This is a genomic window from Roseburia sp. 1XD42-69, from assembly GCF_003612565.1.
Taxonomy (GTDB): Bacteria; Bacillota; Clostridia; order Lachnospirales; family Lachnospiraceae; genus Roseburia_B.
In genome coordinates, this window is the sequence record NZ_RAZG01000205.1 from 1 (window position 1) to 1511 (window position 1511).

Annotated in this window: 2 protein-coding genes; both read right to left on the minus strand. The window is 47.5% G+C overall.

Going from position 1 to position 1511, the window contains the following annotated elements; all coding sequences use genetic code 11:
* Positions 1-129 precede the first annotated feature (129 nt).
* Positions 130-936 carry an ExeA family protein gene (locus D7Y06_RS25080; protein ID WP_243119515.1) on the minus strand — a complete coding sequence of 269 codons (807 nt, stop codon included), beginning with the start codon at positions 934-936 and terminating at the stop codon, positions 130-132.
* Positions 933-1511 (minus strand): integrase core domain-containing protein (locus D7Y06_RS25085; protein ID WP_147415787.1); only part of this gene is annotated, 579 nt, incomplete at its 5' end. The genes D7Y06_RS25085 and D7Y06_RS25080, both read right to left, overlap by 4 nt.

Sequence of the window (1511 nt, forward strand, 5' to 3'; positions counted from 1 at the left end):
GCGTCACATTAAATGACGCTGTTTCTGTCTGAAAAGACATACACCCGGAAGATTATATAAAACGGAATTATCACTTTATTTGAAACTTCAAAATCCCCCACGCACATTAAATGAGTGAGGGATTTCGGATCAGCCAAGTTCGCAGTCGTTGACTGCCTGCATTGCAATGTCGGCGGTAATGATTTCTGATTTGCTGCTGTCGCCAATGAGCAGTCCGGTATTGCACAGCTTATTGATGATACGCGGTGTTCCGTCAGCAGCGTTCAGGATTGCTTCCACGGCAGCTTCATGGAAAACAGTCTGGTTACAGCCTGCGCCTTTTAACTTTTCGTGGATATAGGAGCGTCCTTCCTCTTTAGACAGCCCTTCCAGGTTATAATTCATGACGAGCCGCTGGTAAAGCGGCTCATGGATCGCCAGCCGTAAGGTGGCATTCAGTTTAGGAAGCCCGGCAAGGAGAACGGCGGCCCTGTCCCTGGAATCCATTTCAAAGTTAAACAGGATTTTCAGGTCGTTTAAGATGGCATTGTTGATGTAGTTGGCTTCGTCAATGATAATGACAGGGGTCTTTCGCTTCTCAAGGGAAAGGCGGGCGATTTCTTCCTGAATTGTCCTGAAATTATCGGGTTTGCGGAAGGAAGGCTGAGCGCCCAGCTCCTGGGCCAGATTTCGGTAAAAATCGTTTGCCGTCAGTGTGGAAAGACTGGTATAGATTACCTTGTACAGGGAAGGATTCAGTCCTGCGGCCCATGTGCGGATGACGGTTGTCTTGCCGCACCCTGCAGCGCCGGTCAGAAGGCCGAACCCCTTTGTTTTAGCCAGATAATCCAGCCGGAAAAGCGTTTCCCTGCGCTCGCTGGTATCCACTAAGATTTCTTTGGAATTCTTTAAAAACGGATTGAATTCCAGACCGTACCTTGTAAAATATTCCATCATTCCTGTTCTCCTCTGCATAAATGTATTTTTTTGCGTTTGGCAAACGCATTTTCCGTTTTATTTAAAAGGCGTATGGGTGTGAGCGTCTTGTCCGCTTCCACAACGAAGATATTTTTTAAATCAGGGGAATAGCGGAGCCTTATACGCTGTTTTGCGAAGCGGCAGTCCACTTCATACTCCACCTGGCCGATTACGATAACGCTGTCAGCAGAGACCCTGCGCTCGATTTCCAGAAGGAAATATTTATCAAGATCATCTTCGGGAAGCCGGTGGAAGCAATCAGGCTCAGAGAAAAAACGTTCCTGCGGTGATTTCCCCTTCAACGAGGAATGGGGAGCCTGATTGTAGGAATTCACGTAAGCAAGCAGGTTTCTGCGCAGCTCATCTAAAGAATGGAAATCCCGGATATCAAGGGAAGCCATCCACTGGTCTTTCATGGTACGGAACCAACGCTCGATTTTCGCTTTCTGTGTAGGAGTATAAGGCTGGTCATAATGCAGCACGGAGCCGATTCTTGCCGCCAGCAGTTCCATTTGTTTATTGCGGTAGGATTTCCCATTGTCAAAGTTAAACAT

Coding starts and splice junctions, on each gene's coding strand:
- D7Y06_RS25080 (WP_243119515.1), bottom strand. CDS start 936: ATGATGGAATATTTTACAAGGTACGGTCTGGAATTCAATCCGTTTTTA.